This is a genomic window from Comamonas koreensis (assembly GCF_014076495.1).
Classification (GTDB): domain Bacteria; phylum Pseudomonadota; class Gammaproteobacteria; order Burkholderiales; family Burkholderiaceae_C; genus Comamonas; species Comamonas squillarum.
This window is the reverse complement of record NZ_CP043575.1, coordinates 5,077,720-5,100,662: the sequence shown is the minus strand read 5'-3', so window position 1 is coordinate 5,100,662 and position 22,943 is coordinate 5,077,720. Positions and strand designations below refer to the sequence as shown.

Here is a 22,943-nt window from a genome sequence, read left to right as displayed (position 1 = left end):
TTTTTAACCAGTCGTGCGGCAAAGCATGCCAGAATGCAGCATTGCTGAAACTGCCTCCATGTCCGCTGCCACGCCCGCCAACTCCGCTGATGATGCCGCGCCCGCCAAGGGGCGTAAGCCTGGCCGGCCGCGCAAGGTAACGGGCGCGACGCCTGAGGTGGCGCCTGCAGCCAGCGCCGCCAAGAGTCCTGCCAAGAACCCGGCCCAGCAAGCGCTGACCAAGTTGGGGCTGACGCGCGACATCGATCTGGCCCTGCACCTGCCGCTGCGCTACGAGGACGAGACGCGCATCATTGCGCTGCGCAATGCGCGTGACGGCGAGGTCGCGCAGATCGAGGCGACGGTGGTGTCGGCCGATGTGCAGCTGCGCCCGCGCAGGCAGTTGGTGGTTCGAGTGGAGGACGCCCATGGCGACCCCTGCGAACTGCGCTTTTTCAGCTTCTACCCCTCGCACCAAAAGACCATGGCCGTGGGCAATACCTTGCGCATCCGTGGCGAGGTCAAGGGGGGCTTTTGGGGCCGGCAAATGCTGCATCCGGCCTTTCGCCTGGCCGGTGGCGAGCTGCCTCAGTCGCTGACGCCCGTCTATCCCACCACGGCAGGGCTGCCCCAGCCCTATCTGCGCCGCGCGGTGATCAGCGGCGTGCAGCGCGCCGACCTGAGCGAGACCCTGCCGCCCGGTGTGGACCTGCCCTACGCCCGCTACCAGGGTGAGGGCGGCCTGGGCCGGGCCTACACCTTGCGCGAGGCGCTACAGTTTTTGCACCACCCCACGCCCGATGTGGCGCTGGCAACGCTGGAGGACCATAGCCACCCGGCCTGGCAGCGCCTCAAGGCCGAAGAGCTGCTGGCCCAGCAGCTGTCGCAGCTGACGGCCAAGCGCGAGCGCGACCGCCTGCGCGCACCGGCGCTGGCGGCGCAGCGCATGGCTGATGGCAGCCTGAACCTGCATGAGCAGTTTCTGGCCGCGCTGCCCTTTGCGCTGACCGGGGCGCAGCGCCGGGTCTGCGAGGAAATCGCCCGCGACCTGGGGCGCAACATACCGATGCACCGCTTGCTGCAAGGCGATGTGGGCTCGGGCAAGACCATTGTGGCGGCGCTGTCGGCGGTGATCGCCATCGATGCGGGCTGGCAGTGCGCGCTGATGGCGCCCACCGAAATCCTGGCCGAGCAGCATTTTGCCAAGCTGGTGGGCTGGCTCGAGCCCCTGCTCGCGCCGCGCGGCCTCAAGGTGGCCTGGCTGGCCGGTGCGCAAAAGAAAAAACAGCGCACCGAGATGCTGGCCCTGGTCGAGAGCGGCGAGGCCGCGCTGGTGGTGGGCACGCATGCCGTCATCCAGGACCAGGTGCAGTTCCAAAAGCTGGGGCTGGCCGTCATCGACGAGCAGCACCGCTTTGGTGTGGCCCAGCGCCTGGCGCTGCGGCAAAAGCTGCTGTCCACCGGCATGGAGCCGCATATGCTGATGATGAGCGCCACGCCCATCCCGCGCACCTTGGCGATGAGCTATTACGCCGACCTGGATGTCTCCACCATCGATGAGCTGCCCCCGGGCCGCACGCCGGTGGTCACCAAGCTGATCAGCGACAGCCGGCGCGATGAGGTGGTCTCGCGCATTGCCGACCAGATTGCCCAGGGGCGCCAGGTCTACTGGGTCTGCCCCTTGATCGAGGAGAGCGAGGCGCTGGACCTGTCCAATGCCACTGCGACCCATACCGACCTGAGCGAGGCGCTGCCCGGGGTCATGGTGGGTCTCTTGCATTCGCGCATGCCGACCGCCGAGAAAAAAGCCGTCATGGCTTTGTTCAGCGAAGGCGTGATGGGCGTGCTGGTCTCCACCACGGTGATTGAGGTGGGCGTCGATGTGCCCAATGCCAGCCTGATGGTGATCGAACATGCCGAGCGTTTTGGCCTGAGCCAGCTGCACCAGCTGCGCGGGCGGGTGGGGCGAGGCGCTGCCGCATCGGCCTGTGTGCTGCTGTACGCGGTGGGGGACAACGGCAAACTGGGCGAAACGGCCAAAGAGCGCCTGCGGGCGATGGCCGAAACCTCGGATGGTTTCGAGATTGCCCGGCGCGATCTGGAAATCCGGGGGCCGGGCGAGTTTCTGGGCGCACGCCAGTCAGGCGCCCCGTTGCTGCGTTTTGCCGATCTGGAGGCCGACAAGCATTTGTTGGAATGGGCGCGGGAGCTGGCGCCGCATATGCTGGACCGCTGGCCGGATCTGGCGGCCAGCCATGTGCTGCGCTGGTTAGGCGGCAAGGCGGAGTACCTCAAAGCTTGAAAACGGGTACATAGCTACCAGTTACGCTGCATGGCAGCATTGCAAACAAGATTCAAAAGTTGCAAAAACACGACGAAATTTAGGTAAATATTGATTGATTCGTGCTATGAGTGCTGCGCAAAATGATGATGGTGTTGCGTGAATAGAGGATGTTAAACGTATCCTGTAACTGGATTTATGGCGTATCTCGGCGTCAAAAACCGCAAATATGTCTTATGAAACAGGGAGGTAGCGAAGCAAGTAGGTGCATGACTATGTAGCATTATGTAAATGCCGGCATCCATATTTACCTACGTGAGCGGTGAGCAAGCGCTTGCATTTGACGCATAATAGATTAATGCTATTTTTGTTGTCGCTCATTGGTACCCATGGTGCTCTGGAATAGAGTACAACTCATAGCTTGCGGTTCTGATGAAACACAGTGTGGCACTTTGTCCTCTTGGCGCTCTAGCCAGGCGGTGCACAGGCCATGCACAATACGCGATTCGCACTAAAAACTGACATGACACTTACAGAACTCAAATATATTGTTGCTGTCGCCCGTGAAAGGCATTTCGGCCGCGCCGCTGATGCCTGCTACGTGTCGCAACCTACCTTGTCTGTCGCCATCAAAAAGCTGGAGGAAGAACTCGAGGTCAAGCTGTTTGAACGCAGTGCCTCGGAAGTGTCGGTCACCAGTCTGGGTGACCAGATCGTGCGCCAGGCGCAAATCGTGCTGGACCAGGCTGCCGCGATCAAGGAAATTGCCAAGCGCGGCAAGGACCCGCTCGCCGGTGTGCTGACCCTGGGTGTGATCTATACCATCGGCCCCTATCTGCTGCCCGAGCTGGTGCGCCAGTCGATCGAGCGCACGCCGCAGATGCCGTTGATGATCAACGAGAACATGACCGCCAAGCTGCTGGAAATGCTGCGTACCGGTGAGATCGACTGCGCCATCGTGGCCGAGCCCTTCCCCGATACCGGTCTGGCCATGGCACCGCTGTATGACGAGCCCTTCTTTGCGGCCGTGCCCAGCGTGCACCCGCTGGCTACGCGTGACAGCATCTCGGCCAGCGAGCTGAAGAACGAAACCATGCTGCTGTTGGGCGCTGGTCACTGCTTCCGTGACCATGTGCTCGAAGTCTGCCCCGAGTTCGCGCGCTACTCCAGCAACACCGAAGGCATCCGCCGCACCTTTGAAGGCTCGTCGCTCGAGACCATCAAGCACATGGTGGCTGCCGGCATGGGTGTGACCTTGGTGCCGCGTCTGTCGGTGCCCAAGGATGCGCTGGAAAAGGGTGTGCGCCGCCGCAAATCGGACGAGACCCATATCCGCTACATTCCGCTGACCGACGAGATCAACGACGAAGCACCCAAGCGCCGCGTGGTGCTGGTGTGGCGCCGCAGCTTCACCCGCTACGAAGCCATTGCCGCGCTGCGCAATGCGATCTTTGCCTGCAACCTGCCAGGCGTGACCATGCTGCAAGCCTAAACCGCGCTGCACGGTTTCTTTTGGACCCCATGCATGGCATGCCTGCATGGGGTTTTGTATTTTCTGGGGTGTTGTGAACGTGTTGTCTGTGTTGTTGCCGCTTCGGTGGCTATCGTTGTTGGCGGCTGGCCGAGGCCTGTGTCGCCAGGGGCTGTGCTTGGTCGCGCTGGGGCTTTTCGGTGCTGAGCATGCGGTGGCCCAGAGCCGGGAGCTGGCTGGGGGATCGCGCATCTTCTTTCAGGCCTTGGCCATGCTGGATGCCTGGATGCCGGTGCTGCTCGCCGCCTGGTTGCTGGCAGGGGCGCTGGTTTGGCGCTGGCTGCCGCGCAGGCAGGCCGCCGTGCTGTATGCCGCCAAGCGGCCAGTGGCGATGCCGCTGGGCGTGGCAGCGGGCTGCCTGCTGGTGTTTGCGATGCTCGCCTGGGTGGTGGTCTACCCGGAGCATGCCGGCCATGCCCGTTTGATGGCGGCCGATGCGGGGGCCCAGCAATGGGCGCAAGACCATGTCTCGGCGCCCATGCGGGAGCTGCTGCATGTGCTGACCGCTGCGGGCGATGTGCGCTGGCTGGCGGTCATGGTGCTGCTGGTGGCGGGCTGGTTGGCGCTGGGCGCGCAGTGGCAGGCCTTGTGGGCCTGGGTGTTTTTCATCGGCCTCAATGGCCTGGCGGTGCGCCTGCTGAAAAACCTGCTGGACCGCGCCCGCCCCGAGGTACTCCATGAGATGCTGACATCGGGCGCCAGTTTTCCCAGTGGCCACACCTCGGGCGCTGTGGTGGTCTATGGCCTGCTATGGCTGGCGCTGCGCGGCAGCCTCTCGCCGACGGCGAGCCGGGCCTTGGCCTGGGGCTGCGCTCTGCTGGTCGCCACCATTGCGCTCAGCCGCATCCTGCTGCAGGCGCACTTTGCCAGCGATGTGCTCGCTGGCGCGCTGCTGGGCCTGGCCTGGTGCGCGCTGGCGGCCCTGGTGCTGGGGCGGGGCGAGCGCCAAAATTGACAAAGACAGGGCACAGGGTAGACCTGTGACGCTATGCTTGCCCCCTATGTCTGCTGCTGCCCATCCCTCCACCTCGCTGTCTGAGCGCTTTGCGCTGTACCTGGATCTGATCCGCTTCAACCGCCCTGCCGGCTGGCTGGTGCTGGTCTGGCCCACCTTGGTGGCGCTGTGGGCCGCGTCGGGGGGCTTTCCGGGCTGGCACCTGGTGCTGGTGTTTGTGCTGGGCACTTTTCTGATGCGCAGCGCAGGCTGCTGCATCAATGACATTGCCGACCGCAAGTTCGACCGCCATGTCAAACGCACGGCGCAGCGCCCCATCACCACCGGCAAGATTTCGGTGTTCGAGGCGGCGATGGTCGGCGTGGTGCTGACCCTGCTGTCGCTGGCGCTGGTGTTGACCACGCGCTGGGAAGCGGTGGCCTGGTCGGTGCCTGCGGTGCTGTTCACCATCTTCTACCCCTTTACCAAGCGTTTTTTTGCCATGCCCCAGGCTTTCTTGGGCATTGCCTTCAACTTTGGCGTGCTGATTGCGTTTGCCGCTGTGCAAGGCCAGGTGCCGTTGATGGCCTGGCTCTTGTGGCTGGCCAATATGTGCATGGTGCTGGCCTATGACACCGAGTACGCGATGGTCGACCGCGACGACGATCTGAAAATTGGCATGAAGACCTCGGCCATCACCTTGGGCCGTTTTGATGTCGCCGCCATCATGGCTTTCTTTGTGGTCTGCCTGGGCCTGACGGTGCTGGCGCTGGCACCCTTGCAGCTGGCCTGGCCCTGGTGGCTGGGCGTGGCTGTAGCCGCCGCGCAGATGCTGTGGCACTACAGCCTGATCCGCCAGCGCACGCGCGAAGGCTGTTTTACCGCCTTCAGCAAAAGCCACTGGATCGGTGTGAGCCTGTTTGCTGGCGTGGCGCTTGCCTTTGCAATGTGACCTGGTTGTGACCGGGTGCTGACAAGGGCGGCGATGTCGGTTTTTGGGAACGCTTACAGTTTCTGACACGGAGCTTTCATCGCCAGCGGCGACAAAGAGAGGTTGTTTGCCACTTCCTCCTTAGCTGCCATGTTTGCTCTTCGCTCCATTTCCTCTGCATGCCGCGCCAGCGTGCGTGCATCCCAAGGCCTGTCGCTGGCCGCTGCCTTGCTGCTGGCTGCCAGTGTGCTGCCCGCTTCTGCCCAGACCACGCTTGCCGCTGGCGAAGTGGCGGTGGTCGGTTTTGCGTCGGATACGCCCGATGCCGTCAGCCTGGTGCTGCTGCGCAACATCGAAGCGGGCACCGAGATCCGTGTGACCGACAACGGCTGGACCAATGCCGGCGCGTTTCGCAGCGGCGAGGGTGTGCTGGTGTGGCAAGCGACGGAGGACCTGCCTGCGGGCACCATCGTCAAGATCGGCGCCGCAGATACCAAGACCCCCACGGCCAACTACGGTAGCGTTACCGCCACGGGCAGCTTCAACTTGGCCGCTGGTGGTGACAGCGTGCTGGTCTACCAGGGCTCTGAGGCCACCCCACGGTTCCTGTATGCGCTCAACAATGTGACCGCTGGCACCTGGGACAGCAACGCCAGCAACTCCAATACCTCGGCCTTGCCACCTGGCTTGGTCAATGGCGGCACGGCCATTGCGCTGGTCAAGCAAAACAATTTTGCGTATGACGGCGCCAAGGGCGTCACCGAAGGCACGGCCGCAGAGCTGCTGTCGGCCATCAGCACCGCTGCCAACTGGACGGGCAACGGCACGGCGCCCACGGCGATGACCGTGGTGGATCCGGATGCTGGCGAGACCGCGACCTTCACCCCGCTGCCCACGACCACGGCGGGTAGCTCGGACGCCTCCGCCGGCATTGCACTCGACGCCAGCTACATGGTGGTGGGTGACGACGAAGGCAATGTGCTGCGCGTCTACCCCCGTGGTGGCGGTGTGGCGATCAAGGAATGGGAATTTGGCAGCTTGCTGGGGCTGACCAAGGAGCTGGACCTGGAGGCCGGCACGCGCATCGGCAACACGCTGTATTTCACCGGCTCGCACAGCAACAAGTCCGATGGCAGCGAGGCGGACAACCGCGAGCACCTGTTTGCGGTAGATGTGTCGGGCACCGGCGCCAACACGGAATTTACCTTCAAGGGTTCGTACGGTGGTCTGGAGATGCAGCTGACCACCTGGGACCGCACGAATGTCCATGGCAAGGGCGCCAACTACTACGGCTTTGTGGCCTCGTCGGCTGACAAGGTGCCACCCGAGTCGGCTGCAGGTTTCTCGATCGAAGGCATGGCGGCCACCGCTGACGGCCAACTGCTGCTGGGCTTCCGCGCGCCGCTGGCCAGCGCCCAGCTGCGCAACCGCGCGCTGATCATCCCGGTCACCAACCCGGCAGCCATGGTGGCGGGCACTGCGCCTGTGCTGGGCGCGCCCATCGAGCTGAACCTGGGCGGGCGCGGCATTCGCGACATGCAGCGTACCGATGACGGCAAGTTCCTGATCCTGGCCGGCCCTCCGGGCAAGGCCGATCCGGCTGTCAACACCAACTTTGCATTCTTTGTCTGGAATGGCCCGGGCACCACCGTCGTGCAGCAACTGGACAACGTACTGGACAACCTGCTGCGCACCACTGGTGGCAGCTTTGAGACCCTGGTCAGCCCCACCAGCACCGCACAAGGCACCACCGTGCAGCTGCTGCAGGACAATGGCGACACCATCTGGCCGGGCAAGGGCTCAGTCTCCAAGGACCTGCCTTTTGCAGACCAGCAGTTCCAGGGCAATACCGTCAAGCTCGGCGGCCCCGTCGCTGCCGACACCACCGCCCCCGTGCTGCAAAGCACCAGCCCCCTGCAAAACGCCGTGGAAGTGGGCAAGACGGCCGTGGTGCGCCTGCAGTTCAGCGAAACGGTGCAGCGCGGCAGCGGCAGCCTCTCGCTGCTGGAAGACGGTGCCGTGATCGCTACCGTGCCGATGACCGATGCGCAAGTGGCCATCAATGGCAGCGCGCTGAGCTTTACGCGCAGCGGCGGCTACCAGCCGGGCAAGCGCTACAGCCTGGTGCTGCCCGCCGGGGCGGTGCAGGACATGGCCGGCAACGCCTTGGCCGCGGAGCAGACGCTGAGCTTTACCGTCAGCAGCGCGGTGGCAGCCACGGCCAAGGTGCTGATCTCCGAGGTCAACTCCAATGCCGACGGCGGCGATTTCTTTGAGCTGTTCAACTACGGCACCAGCCCCGTGGATCTGAGCGGCTGGGGCTGGACTGACAGCAGCGGCGCGGTGCCCAGCGCCTTCCCCGCCGGCACCAGCTTGGCAGCGGGCGCACGTCTGGTGGTGCTCAATGAGACCACACCCGATGCCTTCCGTACCGCCTGGGGCTTGCAGGCCAGCACACCCGTCATCCTGGTCGCCGGACAAGGCCTGGGCAAGGGCGATGCCGTCTTGGTGTACGACGCCAATGGCTACGTGGCGGCCGCCATGAACTACGGCAGCAAGGCGCTGACGGCGACCGATGGCTCGACCGTGGCTCCTGCGAAGAACCCCAGCGGCACAGCCGTTTCCACCAGCGACCACGCCGGTGCGGCGGTGCGCAATGCGGGCACCACGGTCGGCAATGGTGTGTCGGCGGTATGGGATGGCAAGTCCACGTCCGAGCCGCGCTATACCGCTGCTGCGGTCGGCGTGCTCGACGGCTTTGCCCAGCCCTCGACGCCTGTCAATATCGGCTCGCCCGGTTTGGCGCAGAACCTGGCACCGGTGGCCACCACCCCGATCTCTGCGGTGCAGGGCGCAGGTGATGCCTCGCCCCTGGTGGGCCAGAGCGTGACGGTGCGCGGCATTGTGACCGCGTACCTGCCTGACCTCAGCGGCTTCTATATCCAGTCGCTGCCCGAAGACGACGACAACAATGTCGCCACCTCCGAGGCGGTGTTTGTCTACTACGGCAGCACGCCAATTGCCGGTCTGGGCGCTGACAGCGTGGGCCAGGCCGTGCAACTGACCGCCACGGTCAGCGAGTACAAGGGCCTGACCCAGCTGGGTGGCAGCATCCTGAACTTCAGCGTGCTCAATGGCGGCGCCAAGCAGGCGCTGCCAGCGCTGGTGGAGCTGAGCCTGCCCATGCCCGCCTATGCCAACTGGGAGCGCTACGAAGGCATGCGCGTGCGCATCACCGGCAGCACCGGCCCACTGGTCGTGACGGACAACTACTACCTGGGCCGCTATGGCATGGTCACGCTGAGTGACAAGGAAAAGCTGGTGCAGTACACCGAGCTGAATGCGCCCGACATCAATGGCAACAAGGCCTATCTGGAGACGGTCAAGCGCAGCCAGATCATTCTGGACGATGGCAGCAGCAAGCAAAACCCGGCCACCGTGCTGGGCCGCAATGGCCAGGACCTGAGCGCCAGCAACAGCTTGCGTGCGGGAGACAGCACGCCAGCGATTGAAGGCATTCTGGACCACTTCATCGATACGGCTGCGGGCGAGCACCAGACCAGCTACCGGGTGCAGCCGCTGCAAAAGCCGGTCTTCAGCGGTGCCGCGCGCCCCACGGTGGCCGACCTGCAGCAAGCGGTGGGCAGCCCGACGGTCAAGATCGCTTCGGCCAACGTGCTGAATTTCTTCAGCACCCTGGGCACGGCTAAATTTACCAACCCCTACGGCGATTCGCTCGAAGGCCGGGGTGCGGACAATGCCGAGGAACTGACGCGTCAGACCGACAAGATCGTCAGCAATCTGCTGGGGCTGGATGCCGACGTCTACGGCCTGATGGAAATCCAGAACAACGGCTTTGAGACCACCAGCGCCTTGGCGGCGCTGACCCGGGCCCTCAACGCCCAGCATGGCAGCGATGTCTATGACTACGTGAAGGGCCCCTTCCATGCCGGTGGCGGCAAAACGGCAGTCGCTGCAGGCCATGATGCGATCACTGTCGCGGTCATCTACCGCAAGGACCGTGTGACCCCCGTGGGTGTGCCGGCCGTGCCCGATGAGGCGCAGTACGATGCCTTCAACGCCACCTATGGCAACCGCGTGCCCCTGGCCCAGACCTTCGAGAAGACGCTCGCTGGCGGCGGCAAGGACCAGTTCACCGTGGTGGTCAACCACTTGAAGTCCAAGGGCAGTGTCAACGATCCCGACATCGGCGACGGCCAGGGCGCCAACAACCAGTCGCGCAAGCGTGCCGTCGAGCAGCTGCAAGCCTGGCTGCAAGGCAACCCGACGCAAGCGGGCAATGGCAAGAATGTGCTGATGGGTGACTTCAACGCCTATGCCAAGGAAGACCCGATCTCCTTCCTGGAAGGCCATGGCTACCAGAAGCTGGGCGCGGGGCAGTACTCGTACAGCTTCCAGACGCTGTGGGGCTCGCTCGACCATGTGCTGGTCAGCTCGGCGCTCTCCAGCCAGGTGGGAAATGTGGTCAAGTGGCAGATCAATGCGGAAGAGCCGCCGGTCATCGACTACAACACCAACTTCAAGAGCGCCGCGCAAGTCACCTCGTTCTACGCGGCCGATGCCTACCGCTCCAGCGACCACAACCCGATCGTGCTGGGCCTGAACCTGGAAGGCACGCCCGTCGACCCCGATCCGGAGCAGAACTTTGAGGTCGAGCTGCCCGCTGCTGGCGGTGGCGGCAGCGCTGCGGTGCAGTGGACCAGCGCGGACGCCTGCCGCCTGGCGCAAGCGCCGGTCGCTGTTTCGGCTGCCTCGCTGGGCGCCTTGCCCCAAGGCCTGAGCGTTCCCTACGGCGCCCTGCAGTGGACGGCCACGGGCTGCGCGATGGGCGGCAATGGCACGATGAGCATCAGCTACCCCGCAGCCCTGCCCGCCAACGCCAAGTACTGGAAGTTCGGTCCCACCAAGGCCAACACCACGCCGCATTGGTACAACCTGCCATCGGCCGTGAACGGCAATACGCTGACCGTGCAGATCGTCGATGGTGGTGATGGGGATGACGACATGGTCGCCAACGGCCAGATCGCCGATCCCGGTGGTGCTGGCTGGCTGGCCGATGTGCCGGTTGACCCAGGCACTCCCGTCGACCCGGGCACGCCTGGCGCAGGCAGCGCTGTGCCGGTGCCGGCCTTGGGTCTGTGGAGCCTGCTGAGCCTGAGCGGCTTGCTGGGTCTGCTCGCTGCGGGCCGGCGCCGCCTCGGTCTGGGCCGCTAAGCGCAACCAGCCCTTGCGGCTTAGGGCCGCAGGGGCCTGACACTTCTGTCCAGGACTTGCTTGCAAGTCCTTTTTTCATGCCGGGCTGAGCGTAGTGGAGAGACGAAAAATGCACTACACGCAGACAAAAAAGCGGCCATCGATAGATGGCCGCTAACACTGGAGTCGCAGGAAAAAAACGTTAATTCTTTCGAAGCAAGTAGTGGGCGCTTCGAAAAAATGTCTCAAATCATGGTGTTGTGTAAGGCAGAGTTTAATCCAAAGTATCAAACACTGCATCATCCGGGCCTACAAAAGCCGGAGAACGCCAGGTGACATCGCGCAAATTGCGGGCAATCTGGCTCTCGACACCCATCAAAACGGCAAACAAAGCCATGCGCACAGGGATGCCATTGTCGGTCTGGCGGAAGATGGCCAGGCGCGGGTCCAGGTTCAGATCGGTGGACAGATCGTTGGCGCCGGCGCGGGCATCGCGCGGCAGCGGGTGCATGATGATGGTGTCGGGCTTGCAGACCGCATCGACCAGCGATTTCTGCACCTGGAACTCGGGCGTATAGCCCTCGATGTTCTCACCGGCAAAGCGCTCTTTCTGGATGCGCGTGGCGTAGACCACATCGGCGCCCTTGAGGTCTTGCAGCGAGGTCGAGACCTCCACCACATGGCCATTGGTCGAGGCCAGCTCGATCAGGTAGGCGGGCATCTCCAGCGAGCTGGGCGAGATCAGCGTGAACTTCATGCCCTTGTACAGCGACAGCAGGCGGATCAGCGAATGCACGGTGCGGCCGTACTTCAGATCGCCCACCATCGCGATATGGGCGCCATCCATCAGCTTGCCCAGGCGCGAGAACTCACGCTGGATGGTGTACATGTCCAAGATCGCCTGGCTGGGGTGCTCGCCGGGGCCGTCGCCGGCATTGATCACAGGGATGTTCGTCGCGCGTGCGAACTCGGCCACCGAGCCTTGCTCGGGGTGGCGGATGACGAGCGCATCGACATAGCCGGCCATCACGCGGCTGGTGTCATAGATGGATTCGCCCTTGGCCATCGACGAGAAGGTAAAGCCGGTGGTGTCGCAGACCGAGCCGCCCAGGCGGCTGAAGGCGGCGCCAAAGCTCACGCGGGTGCGGGTGCTGGCTTCAAAGAACAGGCTGCCCATGACGGCGCCTTCGAGCACGCGGCAGACCTTGTGGCGGCGCGCAATGGGCTGCATCACATCGGCGATGCGGAACAATTCTTCCAGGCTTTCGCGCTCGAGCTGGGCCACCGACAGCAGCTGTGGCCGGCCATCGGCCGACATGCGCTCGGCCAGCGGGCGGTGGTGCTTCTGGGCGTCGTGTCCCTCGGCTTCGCGAAACAGGATCTCGGAGACAAACTTCTGTGCCATATCTGGCATGGCGCGGGCTTCGCCCGAGGCCTCGGGCAACAGCCAGGTGTCCAAGGTGCGGCGGCGCACGCCCAGGCGCTCGGCAAAAGCGTCGCGCGTCAAGTTCAAACGGCGCATTGCGTCGCGAAGAAAATCCTGTTGGCTGTCCATGACCTGGCTCCGTGCAAAGGTGTGAATGCGGCCGGATTATACGCTTTGCGTTTGACTTCTGTGTGAAATATACGCAATGCGTTGCTGCATTTCTGCAAAGTTGCTGGCGCGGTGGGGCGCACCGGTATTTGGCTGGAGACTGCCGCTGCAGGAGTTTGAGAGTCTGTTCTCCTCGGACCGCGACAGTGTCTTTGCGGGATGGGATGCTAGGCGCAGTGCGCAGCCAATAGCCAGCTATTGGCAAGCGCTGCAACAACGCAGACCGCCCCTGCCCGGGCGGCCGCAAAGGCGCTGGCTCTTAGCCGCCGAACTCGTCGCCTAGGGCCTTGGCGCGGCGCTCGGCGGCATGCATGGCGCCGATGAAGTGGGCCGCGATATCGGCAGCCCGCATGTGCTCCAGCGCAGCAAAGGTGGTGCCGCCCTTGCTGGTGACGCGCTCACGCAGCACCGAGGGGGCTTCGCCCGACTGCGCAGCCAGGGCCGATGCGCCGCTGAAGGTGCCAATGGCCAGCTGCAGCGCCTGCTCGGCGGGCAGACCCATCTCCACACCGGCTTGCTGCATGGCTTCGAGAAAATAGAACACATACGCAGGGCCCGAGCCCGACAGGGCGGTGACCGCGTCGAGCTGCGACTCCTGCTGCACCCAGACCAGCTGACCGGTGGTGGTGATGATCTGCTCGGCCAGCTGCTGCTGGGCAGCACTCACCTGCGGGCGCGCAAACAGCCCCGTCATGCCCTGGCCGACGAGGGCCGGCGTATTGGGCATGGCGCGCACGATCTGGTCATTGCCCAGCCACTGGGCAATGCTGTCGCTGCGGATGCCGGCGGCCACGCTCAGGTGCAGCGCATGGCGGCTGTGGTCGGCGACCGCGGCAGCGGCCTGGGCAAAGGTTTGCGGCTTGACGGCCCAGACAACGACCTGGGCCTGCGCCAGGCTGCTGTCAGCGGCGGGCAGCGCGTTGATGCCAAATTGCTGCTGCAGCACTTGGCGCTGGGGCTCGTAGGGCTCGACCACCTGGATGCGGTCTTGGGGCAGGCCCTGGCAGATCAGGCCGCCGATGATGGCGCTGGCCATGTTGCCGCCGCCGATAAAGGCGATGGCGGGAAATTGGGACAGATCGGTAGTGGACATGGCGGCAGGTGCAAACAAAGAGAAAAGGGGGCAAAACCAGCGCGTGCTGCTGTGGCTGCCACTATAGCGGCGGCCAGCGCAAAGCTCAAACCGCTGGCGCGGCAAGCCATGCGGGGCGCACAGGTTTTGCTATCAATTTCAATTGCGATGCGATTGGCCGGCGTGGCCGGATGTATTGCCCGATGCGCTGGCGCAGGCCGGTGTCTCGACCAGCGCCAAAAACTGCGTGACCTGGGCCGGGTTGAAGTTGTTGTCGCTGACCAGCAGCAGCACGCGCTCGCCGCTGGCCAGGCGCGGGCCCCAGGTCATGCCTTCGAGGTTGTCCACGGTGCGCAGGCCCAGTTGCGCAAAATCCAGCAGCAACTCCTTGTGGGCGGGGGTGTATGCCGCGTCCTGCAGCGCATCGATGGCCAAGGTGTCGCTGGCCTCCTGGGTGTTGATGCGGTAGACGCGTACAGAAAAGCCTGCGCCCAGCACATAGGCGCGCTCGAGCACCAGCAGGTGGTCGGGTCCATCGGCCAGGACCTCGCTGACGCCATTGATGGCAATGAGCGGCAGCAGCAGGTTGTCCTTGGGTAGCGCGTCGGGGATGTAGGCGATCTGGCGCACAGGCTGCTGGCTGGCCAGGTCATACTGGGTGATGCGCAGCGGCCCGCCAATCTGGCCCCGGCGCGGCAGCGGGCCGTCCTGGCGCAAGGCGCCTTCCATGGCCAACCACAGGCTGCGCTGGTCGTCGCTGATCGCGATGCCCTCCAAGGTCATATTGTTGCGCGGGCCCCGGCCGGTTGCGGGCTGCAGCGGGCCTTGCAGCAGCGCGGGCAGGGGCCAGGTTTTTTGCCAACTGCCATCGAGCCCGGCTTGCTGCAACGCGGGGCCAAAGCCGCGTGCAAAGTCGCCTTCGCTGCTCCAGACCACGCTGCGCCCGCCGGGCAGCAGCCGCAGCGCTTCGGGGTCGGGCACGGCCGTGTCCGCTGCCGCCGTGCGGCTGCTGGGGTAGGGCGTGCCTGACGGTGTCTGCAGGTACTGCTGGCCGGTGATGCTGACCTGCTGCAGGCCGCTGGCGTTGTAGCGGATGCGGGCCTGGTACCAGCGGGCGCTGTCCTTGGCCGAGCGGTCGTCACTCACCAGGTAATAGCTGTCATCGGCAGGGTTGTAATCGATGGACGAGAGCCCGCTGATGGGCGTGCCGGCCCAGCTGGTATCGAGCGGCCAACGCTGCTCGCCGAGCAGTTGCCAGGCTGGGCTGCCGGCGGCATGGCAGGCGAGGGTGGCGGCAGGCTTGGGAGTAGGCAGTGAAGCCGGTTCTTGTGCAGGCTCCGGAGAGGTCTTGCAGCCCGCCAAAAGCAGCGCAACGGAGAGCGACAGCGCGTTGAGTAGGCCAAACGAATAATGTATTTGAATATTGATTTTCATAGCATTTTCGGCAAGTGTAGCGCGCTTGTTGCACCGGCAATTGTTGACATTTTCAAACGCCGCTCGCTCCTTATCATCTCGGCTACTAGGGCCCGCCTGTGTGTGCGTTGCATGCCGCGGGTCTGACTGATGAAGGGGTAAGAGAGATGACATCCAACCTGCAAAAATGGTCGGCGGAATGCCTGGGTACGTTCTGGCTGACGTTTGGCGGCTGTGGCAGCGCGGTGCTGGCTGCGGCCTTCCCGGAAGTGGGGATTGGCCTCCTGGGTGTGTCCCTGGCCTTTGGCCTGACGGTGTTGACCGGCGCCTATGCCTTTGGCCCGATCTCGGGCGGCCATTTCAACCCGGCCGTCTCGGTCGGCTTGACGGTGGCCGGGCGCTTCAAGGCCTCGGACCTGCCGGGCTACATCATTGCCCAGGTGCTGGGTGCGATTGTGGCGGCCGGCCTGCTATACCTGATTGCCAGCGGCAAGGCAGGCGCGCAGGTCACGGACCTGGCCACCAATGGCTTTGGTGAGCATTCGCCAGGCAAGTTCTCGATGCTGGCGGCGCTGCTGACCGAGGTGGTGCTGACCGCGGTCTTCCTGCTGGTGATCCTGGGCTCGACCACGAAGAAGGCGGCCGTGGGCTTTGCCGGCATGAGCATTGGCCTGTGCCTGACCTTGATCCACCTGATCTCGATCCCCGTGACCAATACCTCGGTGAATCCTGCACGCAGCACCGGTCCTGCGCTGTTTGGCCCCGCCATTGCGTTGGAGCAGCTGTGGCTGTTCTGGCTGGCGCCGATTGTGGGTGCCGTGATCGGTGCGCTGATCCACCGCGCCTTGCTGCGTGGCGACGAGGAATAAGCGGATCCCATTGAAGGCATAGACAACAACAGGGGCTGCGGCCCCTGTTCTCGTTTGGGAAAAGTCGCTTAGCGCGCCATCGTCTGGCGCACCGCCTGCTCCCAGCGCGCCATCAGCGCATCAGCACGCGCCTTGTCCTGTGTGGGTGTAAAGCGGCGCTCGGCCTTCCACAGCGCCGACAGCTCTTCGCTGCTGTGGTAGATGCCCGTGGTCAGGCCTGCCAGGTAGGCAGCGCCCAAGGCGGTGGTCTCCACGCAGGCCGGGCGCACCACCGGAATGCCCAGCAAATCGGCCTGGAACTGCATCAGCAGGTTGTTGACACTGGCGCCGCCATCCACGCGCAATTCCGTCACCGGCTGGCCACCGTTGGCGACGGCATCGAGGCTCATGGCCTGCAGCAGCGCGGCGCTTTGGTAGGCAATGGATTCCAGCGCAGCCCGCGCAATATGGGCCACCGTGGTGCCCCGCGTCAGGCCGGTGATGGTGCCCCGGGCATCGGCATCCCAGTAGGGCGCGCCCAGGCCGGTGAAGGCGGGCACCATCATCACGCCGCCGCTGTCGGGCACGCTCTCGGCCAACTGCTGCACCTGGCCGCTGTGTTCAATGGCGCGCAGGCCATCGCGCAGCCACTGCACGACGGCGCCGCCGACAAAGACGCTGCCTTCGAGCGCATACTGCGGGGTGGTGTCGGTCTGCGCGGCGCTGGTGGTCAGCAGGCCATTGCGTGAGGGGTGGAACTGCGCTCCGGTGTGCATCAGCATGAAGCAGCCGGTGCCGTAGGTGTTCTTGGCCATGCCCGGCGCAAAGCAGGCCTGGCCAAACAGCGCGCTTTGCTGGTCGCCGGCCATGCCGCCGATGTGGATGGCAGCGCCCAGCACCTGCGCGGCGGTATCGCCAAAATGGCTGGCCGAGGGCTGCACCTCGGGCATCAGCGAGCGCGGGATGTTCAGCAGGTCCAGCAGTTCCTGGTCCCAGGTATTGCTGTGCACGTTGAACAGCATGGTGCGGCTGGCATTGCTCACATCGGTGACATGGCGCTGGCCCTGGGTCAGCTGCCAGACCAGCCAGGTATCGACCGTGCCAAAGGCCAGTTCACCGCGCTCGGCAGCGGCGCGTGCGCCCGGCACATGGTCGAGCAGCCACTGCAGCTTGGTGCCCGAGAAATAGGCATCGACCAGCAGGCCTGTTTTTTCCTGGATCAGCGTGGCATGGCCGTCGGCGCGCAGCTGGGCGCAGACGGGCTCGGCGCGGCGGTCCTGCCAGACCAGCGCGTTGTGGATGGGTTGGCCGGTCTTGCGGTTCCAGACGATGGTGGTCTCGCGCTGGTTGGTGATGCCCAGGCTGGTGACCTGGCTGGCGCTGATGCCGGCGGTAGTCAAAGCCTCCTGCGCCGTGGCCAACTGCGTGCCCCAGATCTGCATTGGGTCGTGTTCCACATGGCCGGGGCGGGGATAGATTTGCGGCAGCTCGCGCTGCGCCTGGGCCACGATGGCGCCCTGGCGGTCAAACACAATGGTGCGGGAGCTGGAGGTGCCCTGGTCCAGAGCGAGCAGATAGGTCATGTCTCAAGGCCGGTCTGAGCCGGTATTTCAATCAAATCAACAAAGGGCAGGCGGGCTGTACCCGGCTGTCAAGCGACGGTGCAGTGCACATGGGCTTCCTGCAGCAGCCGGGGGAAGGGGTCGGGCGGCGGGGCATCGGTAAACAGCCGGTCAATGCGCGAGAGCGGGCCCACCTCGACCATCGCCGGGCGGCCAAACTTGCTGTGGTCGGCCGCCATCCAGACCTCGCGTGCCTGGTCCATGATGGTCTGGGCCACTTTCACTTCGCGGAAGTCATAGTCGCGCAGGCTGCCGTCTGATTCAATGCCGGAAATACCGATGAGCGCAATATCGACGCGGAACTGGCGGATGAAGTCCACCGCAGCCTCGCCGATGATGCCTCGGTCGCGGCCGCGCACCACGCCGCCGGCGACGATCACTTCGCAATCCGCATTGCTGCTCAAGGTGGCGGCCACATTGAGGTTGTTGGTGATGATGCGCAGCCCCCGGTGCTGCATCAGCGCGCGGGCAATCGCCTCGGTCGTGGTGCCGATGTTCAGGATCAGCGAGCAGTTGTGTGGCACCTGGGCGGCCACGGCCTGGGCAATGCGGGTCTTGCCGTCGGCATTGAGCGCTTCGCGCTGCTGGTGGGCGAGATTTTCTGTGGTGGAGTTGGGCACGCGCACGCCGCCATGAAAGCGCGTGAGCACCCCGGCTTCGGACAGCCGCTGCACATCGCGGCGCACGGTCTGCAGCGTCACACCCAGGAAGGCGGCCAGCTCCTCGACGGTGGCCGAGCTGCGGCGCTGCACCTCTTGCAAGAGCAGCAGTTGGCGAGGGTTGCTGTTGTAGAGCTCCGTCATGGCGTGGATCTGAAACGAATGAAAACGAAAACTCCCGCCAATATAGTGCAAAACGCAACAGTGCAGCAGGCAGGAGGTGGCGTGCCGCACCGGGCGGTCCCCGCATCAGCCATGGCTGGCGGGTGGTTTTGTCATCAGATTGGCATGCCAGGCTGGCATGCTGCGCCGCTGAGATCTTGGGCTTCGCCAACGGCAAATTTGCCAATAACGAACAAAAAAGATCAAAAACGAATAAAATTTAGAGACAAAAGCGCAAAAGCGAATCTCGCTTCCAGGCTTTGGCACTTTGCGGCGATCCTGGCCAGGCCGGCGCGCCGCAACCCTCAGACCTTTCTTTCTACTTCGCATGTCCACTGCTGCTGCACCGCTGTCTGTTCACCGTACTGATTTGCTGGCCCGCCTGGGCGCCACGCCGGTATTTGATCTGGTGGTGGTCGGGGGCGGGGCCACGGGCCTGGGCGTGGCGCTCGATGCGGCCGCGCGCGGCTTCAAGGTGGCGCTGCTCGAAGCGATGGACTTTGCCAAGGGCACCTCGTCGCGCGCCACCAAGCTGGTGCATGGCGGCGTGCGCTATCTGGCACAGGGCAATATTTCGCTGGTGCGCGAGGCTCTGCATGAGCGCACCACCTTGCTCAACAACGCGCCGCATATCGCCCAGCCGCTGGCCTTTGTGATGCCGTCCTACAAGATGCTGGACACGCCGTTCTATGGCATCGGCCTCAAGATGTACGACGCGCTGGCGGGCAAGGCGGGTCTGGGCTCGACACAGTTTCTCTCGGCTGGCGCCACGCGCCGGCTGCTGCCCACGGTGCAAGACAAGGGTTTGAAGGGCGGCGTCAAATACTGGGATGGCCAGTTCGACGACGCCCGCCTGGCGATTGCGCTGGCCCGCACGGCCGCTGCCAAGGGGGCCTTGCTGGTCAACTACTGCCCGGTGACGGAGCTGATCCAGGAGGAGGGCCGGGTCGCAGGCGTGGTCTGCAAGGATGCCGAGTCTGGCCAGCGCTACACGGTGCGTGCGCGCTGCGTGGTCAACGCCACGGGCCCCTGGGTGGACCACCTGCGCCAGCAGGATGCCGAGATGATGGGCAAGCCCGTCAAGCCCATGGTGGCGCCCAGCCAGGGCGTGCACCTGGTGGTGGACCGCGATTTCCTGCCCTCGGACCATGCCCTGCTCGTGCCCAAGACGGCCGACGGCCGGGTGCTGTTTGCGGTGCCATGGCTGGGCAAGGTGATTCTGGGCACGACCGACACCCCGCGCCATGACCTGGCGCGCGAGCCCCGTCCGTTTGAGGAAGAGCTGAACTTCATCCTGAGCGAGGCGGGCAAGTACCTCAGCCGCGCCCCCACGATGGCCGATGTGCGCAGCATGTGGGCCGGGCTGCGTCCGCTGGTCAAGCCGCAAGACGACGATGGCGAAAACACCAAGGGTATCAGCCGTGAGCACACGGTGCTGACCAGCAAGTCCGGCATGGTGACGGTGACCGGCGGAAAGTGGACCACCTACCGCGCGATGGCCGAGGACGTGCTCAATGCCTGCTTCGATGCCCAGCGCCTGCCGCGCAAGCCCGGTGGCGTGACCGTGAAGCTGCCGCTGGTGGGTACGCCCGCATCGGGCCGCGCCCAGCACAGCATGCACATGGCCCAAGGCATGCACTCCTATGGCAGCGAGGCTGAGTTTGTGGCCACCTTGCCAGGCGCCGACGTCTGGCTGGCCAATGGCCTGAGCGAAGCCATGGTGCGTTTTGCTGCGCGCTATGAATATGCGCGCACTGTCGAAGACGTGCTCGCCCGCCGCAGCCGCCTGCTCTTCTTGGATGCCCGCCTGGCCGCCAAGCTGGCCCCGCGCGTGGCCGAGATCTTGCAGGAAGAATTGGGGTCGGATACGGCTCTGACCGCTTTCCTGGTGCTGGCGCAGCAGTACGCCGGCGAAAAAGTGGCGTAAAAATACAAATTTACCGCTGGTTTGGGTGCGCGCCCTTGACGAGGTGTGCTAGCTCTGACACAATAGAGGGCTTCGCGTTTAATGCGCGAGGTTTCTGCCCAGGAGAAGCATCGTAAATGGTTGCGGTGTGGACGACGGGCCCAAGACTGACTGGCTGCTTGGCTGTCCATGAGGATTAATTCTTATTGGGCTGTCTGGTCTGCTGGTGCAAGTTGGGAATATTGAAATGATCCAGACAGAATCTCGACTCGAGGTTGCCGACAATACCGGCGCGAAGTCTGTCCAGTGCATCAAAGTGCTGGGTGGTTCGCACCGTCGCTATGCGAGCGTTGGTGACATTATCAAGGTGAGCGTGAAAGAAGCTGCTCCACGTGGCCGCGTCAAAAAAGGCGAGGTTTACAGTGCTGTGGTGGTGCGTACCGCAAAGGGTATTCGCCGTGCTGACGGTTCGCTCGTCAAATTCGATGGCAACGCTGCTGTGTTGCTCAACGCCAAGCTGGAGCCTATCGGCACCCGCATCTTTGGTCCCGTGACCCGTGAACTGCGTACCGAAAAGTTCATGAAGATCGTGTCGCTGGCCCCCGAAGTTCTCTAAAGGAATAGCACTATGAACAAGATTCGCAAGGGCGACGAAGTTATCGTGCTGACCGGCCGTGACAAGGGCAAGCGTGGCACCGTGACCCTGCGTGCGGACGACTCCCACCTGGTGATCGAAGGCATCAACATGGTGAAGAAGCACGTCAAGCCAAACCCCATGAAGGGCACCAACGGCGGTATCGTGGAAAAGGCTATGCCTATCCACCAATCCAACGTGGCTATCTTCAATGCGGCAACCGGCAAGGCTGATCGCGTGGGCATCAAGGTGAACGCCGACGGCGCACGTGTTCGCGTGTTCAAGTCCAATGGCGCTGAAATCGCAGCCTAAGGAGTAAGACATGGCAAACGTTGCACGACTGCAAAAACAATTCCGTGAGCAAATCGCTCCCGAACTGATGAAGAAGTTCGGCTACACCTCCTCGATGGAAGTGCCTCGCCTGACGAAGATCACCCTGAACATGGGTGTGAGCGAAGCCGTCTCCGACAAGAAGGTGATGGACAACGCCGTGGCTGACCTGACCAAGATTGCTGGTCAAAAGCCTGTGGTGACCAAGGCCAAGAAGGCTATCGCTGGTTTCAAGATCCGCGAAGGCCAAGCTATCGGCTGCATGGTGACCCTGCGTGGCGTTCAGATGTATGAATTCCTGGACCGTTTCGTCACCGTGGCTCTGCCCCGCGTGCGTGACTTCCGTGGTATTTCTGGCCGCGCCTTTGATGGCCGTGGCAACTACAACATCGGCGTCAAAGAACAAATCATCTTCCCTGAAATTGAGTACGACAAAGTCGACGCACTGCGTGGTCTCAATATCAGCATTACGACGACTGCGAAGAATGACGACGAGTGCAAGGCACTGTTGCAGGCTTTCCGCTTCCCGTTCAAGAACTGAGGTGATGCATGGCTAAACAAGCACTGATCCAACGCGAACTGAAGCGTGAAAAGCTGGCTGCCAAGTACGCAGCCAAGTATGCAGAACTGAAGGCCATCGCCGGCGACGCCAAGCGTTCCGACGAAGAGCGTGATGCAGCCCGTCTGGGCCTGCAAAAGCTGCCTCGCAATGCAAACCCCACTCGTCAACGTGCACGTTGCGAAATCACGGGTCGTCCCCGTGGCACTTTCCGTCAATTCGGTCTGGGCCGCGCCAAGATTCGTGAACTGGCATTCGTCGGCGCCATCCCAGGCGTGACCAAGGCCAGCTGGTAAGCAGTCAGGAGATTAAACATGAGCATGAGTGATCCAATCGCTGACTTGCTGACCCGTATCCGTAACGCACAAATGGTGTCCAAAGCCACCGTGCTGGTTCCTTCCTCCAAAGTGAAGGTTGCCATTGCACAGGTTTTGAAGGACGAGGGTTACATCGATGGCTTCGAAGTGAAGACCGAAGATGGCAAGTCTGAACTCGCAATTACCTTGAAGTACTACGCTGGTCGTCCAGTGATCGAGCGTATCGAGCGCGTGAGCCGTCCTGGCCTGCGTGTGTACAAGGGCTGCACTGCAATTCCTCAAGTCCAAAACGGCCTGGGTGTTGCAATCGTGACCACGCCTAAGGGTGTGATGACCGATCGTAAAGCGCGCGCTGCCGGTGTCGGCGGTGAAGTGCTTTGCTATGTGGCTTAACGCGGCATTGAAGGAGAAATACTGACATGTCCCGTGTAGCAAAAATGCCTGTGAGCATCCCCCAAGGTGTGGATGTCTCCATCAAGGAAGACCAAATCAGCGTCAAGGGCGCAGGCGGCACGCTGCTGCTGACCCCCAACGCCCTGGTCAAGGTTTCCAACAACGACGGTAAGCTGGCTTTCGAGCCGGTGAATGACTCCCGTGAAGCCAATGCCATGAGCGGCACCATGCGTCAGCTGGTGAACAACATGGTGGTTGGTGTGAGCAAGGGCTTCGAGAAGAAGCTGTCTCTCGTCGGCGTGGGTTACAAGGCCGCTGCTTCTGGCAGCAAGCTGAACCTGAGCGTTGGTTATTCCCACCCAGTCAACTTTGAAATGCCTGCTGGCATCACCGTGGCCACCCCTACCCCTACGGAAGTGGTGATCAAGGGTGCTGACCGCCAACGCGTTGGTCAGCTGGCAGCTGAGATTCGTGCCGTTCGTCCTCCCGAGCCTTACAAGGGCAAGGGCATCCGTTATGCGGATGAGAAGGTCACGATCAAAGAGACTAAGAAGAAATAAGGAG

Annotated in this window: 18 protein-coding genes; 13 read left to right on the top strand and 5 right to left on the bottom strand. The window is 63.4% G+C overall.

Annotated features, from left to right (window positions below; translation table 11 throughout):
- Positions 1-58 precede the first annotated feature (58 nt).
- The 5 genes from recG to F0Q04_RS23295 all read left to right on the top strand — a co-directional run bounded on the left by recG (position 59) and on the right by F0Q04_RS23295 (position 10,891).
- The gene (gene recG, locus F0Q04_RS23315; RefSeq protein WP_182343752.1) at positions 59-2,281 is read left to right on the top strand and encodes an ATP-dependent DNA helicase RecG; all 2,223 of its coding nucleotides are present in this window, start codon (positions 59-61) and stop codon (positions 2,279-2,281) included.
- Between the two features lie 502 nt (positions 2,282-2,783).
- On the top strand, positions 2,784-3,752 hold the full coding sequence (locus F0Q04_RS23310) for a LysR substrate-binding domain-containing protein (RefSeq protein ID WP_021028298.1): 969 nt from the start codon (positions 2,784-2,786) through the stop codon (positions 3,750-3,752).
- A gap of 193 nt (positions 3,753-3,945) precedes the next feature.
- Positions 3,946-4,746, top strand: a complete 801-nt coding sequence (locus F0Q04_RS23305) for a phosphatase PAP2 family protein (RefSeq protein ID WP_182343750.1) — start codon at positions 3,946-3,948, stop codon at positions 4,744-4,746.
- A gap of 46 nt (positions 4,747-4,792) precedes the next feature.
- On the top strand, positions 4,793-5,677 hold the full coding sequence (ubiA, locus tag F0Q04_RS23300; RefSeq protein ID WP_182343748.1) for a 4-hydroxybenzoate octaprenyltransferase: 885 nt from the start codon (positions 4,793-4,795) through the stop codon (positions 5,675-5,677).
- Between the two features lie 171 nt (positions 5,678-5,848).
- On the top strand, positions 5,849-10,891 hold the full coding sequence (locus F0Q04_RS23295) for an ExeM/NucH family extracellular endonuclease (RefSeq protein WP_182343747.1): 5,043 nt from the start codon (positions 5,849-5,851) through the stop codon (positions 10,889-10,891).
- A 253-nt stretch (positions 10,892-11,144) separates the two neighbouring features.
- Here F0Q04_RS23295 and F0Q04_RS23290 read toward each other — a convergent pair whose 3' ends face one another.
- The 3 genes from F0Q04_RS23290 to F0Q04_RS23280 all read right to left on the bottom strand — a co-directional run bounded on the left by F0Q04_RS23290 (position 11,145) and on the right by F0Q04_RS23280 (position 14,970).
- Positions 11,145-12,425: an aspartate carbamoyltransferase gene (locus tag F0Q04_RS23290; protein WP_021028302.1), complete on the bottom strand. Its 1,281-nt coding sequence runs from the start codon at positions 12,423-12,425 to the stop codon at positions 11,145-11,147.
- A gap of 298 nt (positions 12,426-12,723) precedes the next feature.
- Positions 12,724-13,557 carry a pyrroline-5-carboxylate reductase gene (proC, locus tag F0Q04_RS23285; protein WP_182343745.1) on the bottom strand — a complete coding sequence of 278 codons (834 nt, stop codon included), beginning with the start codon at positions 13,555-13,557 and terminating at the stop codon, positions 12,724-12,726.
- 138 nt (positions 13,558-13,695) lie between these two features.
- Positions 13,696-14,970, bottom strand: coding sequence for an esterase-like activity of phytase family protein (locus tag F0Q04_RS23280; protein ID WP_182343743.1), 1,275 nt, complete (start codon positions 14,968-14,970; stop codon positions 13,696-13,698).
- Between the two features lie 146 nt (positions 14,971-15,116).
- Here F0Q04_RS23280 and aqpZ point away from each other — a divergent pair, with 146 nt between their 5' ends.
- On the top strand, positions 15,117-15,818 hold the full coding sequence (gene aqpZ, locus F0Q04_RS23275) for an aquaporin Z (protein WP_021028304.1): 702 nt from the start codon (positions 15,117-15,119) through the stop codon (positions 15,816-15,818).
- Positions 15,819-15,886: 68 nt separating this feature from the next.
- On the opposite strand, the gene glpK is transcribed toward aqpZ, so the two are convergent.
- A complete protein-coding gene (gene glpK, locus F0Q04_RS23270) occupies positions 15,887-17,380 on the bottom strand; it encodes a glycerol kinase GlpK (protein WP_182343741.1) in 1,494 nt (497 codons plus the stop codon).
- A gap of 68 nt (positions 17,381-17,448) precedes the next feature.
- Positions 17,449-18,222 (bottom strand): DeoR/GlpR family DNA-binding transcription regulator, encoded by a 774-nt coding sequence (locus F0Q04_RS23265; RefSeq protein WP_116926311.1) that lies wholly within the window; start codon positions 18,220-18,222, stop codon positions 17,449-17,451.
- A gap of 346 nt (positions 18,223-18,568) precedes the next feature.
- Between F0Q04_RS23265 and F0Q04_RS23260 the strand changes: the two genes are divergently transcribed.
- From F0Q04_RS23260 to rplF, 7 genes are all read left to right on the top strand, one after another.
- Positions 18,569-20,167, top strand: coding sequence for a glycerol-3-phosphate dehydrogenase/oxidase (locus F0Q04_RS23260; RefSeq protein ID WP_116926312.1), 1,599 nt, complete (start codon positions 18,569-18,571; stop codon positions 20,165-20,167).
- Between the two features lie 226 nt (positions 20,168-20,393).
- Positions 20,394-20,762 (top strand): 50S ribosomal protein L14, encoded by a 369-nt coding sequence (gene rplN, locus F0Q04_RS23255; protein WP_027016133.1) that lies wholly within the window; start codon positions 20,394-20,396, stop codon positions 20,760-20,762.
- Between the two features lie 12 nt (positions 20,763-20,774).
- Positions 20,775-21,092 (top strand): 50S ribosomal protein L24, encoded by a 318-nt coding sequence (rplX, locus tag F0Q04_RS23250; protein WP_021028307.1) that lies wholly within the window; start codon positions 20,775-20,777, stop codon positions 21,090-21,092.
- A 10-nt stretch (positions 21,093-21,102) separates the two neighbouring features.
- Positions 21,103-21,651: a 50S ribosomal protein L5 gene (gene rplE, locus F0Q04_RS23245; RefSeq protein WP_021028308.1), complete on the top strand. Its 549-nt coding sequence runs from the start codon at positions 21,103-21,105 to the stop codon at positions 21,649-21,651.
- An 8-nt stretch (positions 21,652-21,659) separates the two neighbouring features.
- Positions 21,660-21,965 (top strand): 30S ribosomal protein S14, encoded by a 306-nt coding sequence (gene rpsN / locus F0Q04_RS23240; protein ID WP_021028309.1) that lies wholly within the window; start codon positions 21,660-21,662, stop codon positions 21,963-21,965.
- An 18-nt stretch (positions 21,966-21,983) separates the two neighbouring features.
- Complete coding sequence (gene rpsH, locus F0Q04_RS23235) at positions 21,984-22,379, top strand: 30S ribosomal protein S8 (RefSeq protein ID WP_021028310.1); 396 nt, start codon at positions 21,984-21,986, stop codon at positions 22,377-22,379.
- A 26-nt stretch (positions 22,380-22,405) separates the two neighbouring features.
- The gene (gene rplF / locus F0Q04_RS23230) at positions 22,406-22,939 is read left to right on the top strand and encodes a 50S ribosomal protein L6 (RefSeq protein ID WP_027011216.1); all 534 of its coding nucleotides are present in this window, start codon (positions 22,406-22,408) and stop codon (positions 22,937-22,939) included.
- Positions 22,940-22,943 lie beyond the last annotated feature (4 nt).

What these genes read in the sequence shown, in the direction of transcription:
- recG (WP_182343752.1), top strand. Translation starts at nt 59, where the DNA reads ATGTCCGCTGCCACGCCCGCCAACTCCGCTGATGATGCCGCGCCCGCC.
- F0Q04_RS23310 (WP_021028298.1), top strand. Translation starts at nt 2,784, where the DNA reads ATGACACTTACAGAACTCAAATATATTGTTGCTGTCGCCCGTGAAAGG.
- ubiA (WP_182343748.1), top strand. Translation starts at nt 4,793, where the DNA reads ATGTCTGCTGCTGCCCATCCCTCCACCTCGCTGTCTGAGCGCTTTGCG.
- F0Q04_RS23290 (WP_021028302.1), bottom strand. Translation starts at nt 12,425, where the DNA reads ATGGACAGCCAACAGGATTTTCTTCGCGACGCAATGCGCCGTTTGAAC.
- proC (WP_182343745.1), bottom strand. Translation starts at nt 13,557, where the DNA reads ATGTCCACTACCGATCTGTCCCAATTTCCCGCCATCGCCTTTATCGGC.
- F0Q04_RS23280 (WP_182343743.1), bottom strand. Translation starts at nt 14,970, where the DNA reads ATGAAAATCAATATTCAAATACATTATTCGTTTGGCCTACTCAACGCG.
- aqpZ (WP_021028304.1), top strand. Translation starts at nt 15,117, where the DNA reads ATGACATCCAACCTGCAAAAATGGTCGGCGGAATGCCTGGGTACGTTC.
- glpK (WP_182343741.1), bottom strand. Translation starts at nt 17,380, where the DNA reads ATGACCTATCTGCTCGCTCTGGACCAGGGCACCTCCAGCTCCCGCACC.
- F0Q04_RS23265 (WP_116926311.1), bottom strand. Translation starts at nt 18,222, where the DNA reads ATGACGGAGCTCTACAACAGCAACCCTCGCCAACTGCTGCTCTTGCAA.
- F0Q04_RS23260 (WP_116926312.1), top strand. Translation starts at nt 18,569, where the DNA reads ATGTCCACTGCTGCTGCACCGCTGTCTGTTCACCGTACTGATTTGCTG.
- rplN (WP_027016133.1), top strand. Translation starts at nt 20,394, where the DNA reads ATGATCCAGACAGAATCTCGACTCGAGGTTGCCGACAATACCGGCGCG.
- rplX (WP_021028307.1), top strand. Translation starts at nt 20,775, where the DNA reads ATGAACAAGATTCGCAAGGGCGACGAAGTTATCGTGCTGACCGGCCGT.
- rplE (WP_021028308.1), top strand. Translation starts at nt 21,103, where the DNA reads ATGGCAAACGTTGCACGACTGCAAAAACAATTCCGTGAGCAAATCGCT.
- rpsN (WP_021028309.1), top strand. Translation starts at nt 21,660, where the DNA reads ATGGCTAAACAAGCACTGATCCAACGCGAACTGAAGCGTGAAAAGCTG.
- rpsH (WP_021028310.1), top strand. Translation starts at nt 21,984, where the DNA reads ATGAGCATGAGTGATCCAATCGCTGACTTGCTGACCCGTATCCGTAAC.
- rplF (WP_027011216.1), top strand. Translation starts at nt 22,406, where the DNA reads ATGTCCCGTGTAGCAAAAATGCCTGTGAGCATCCCCCAAGGTGTGGAT.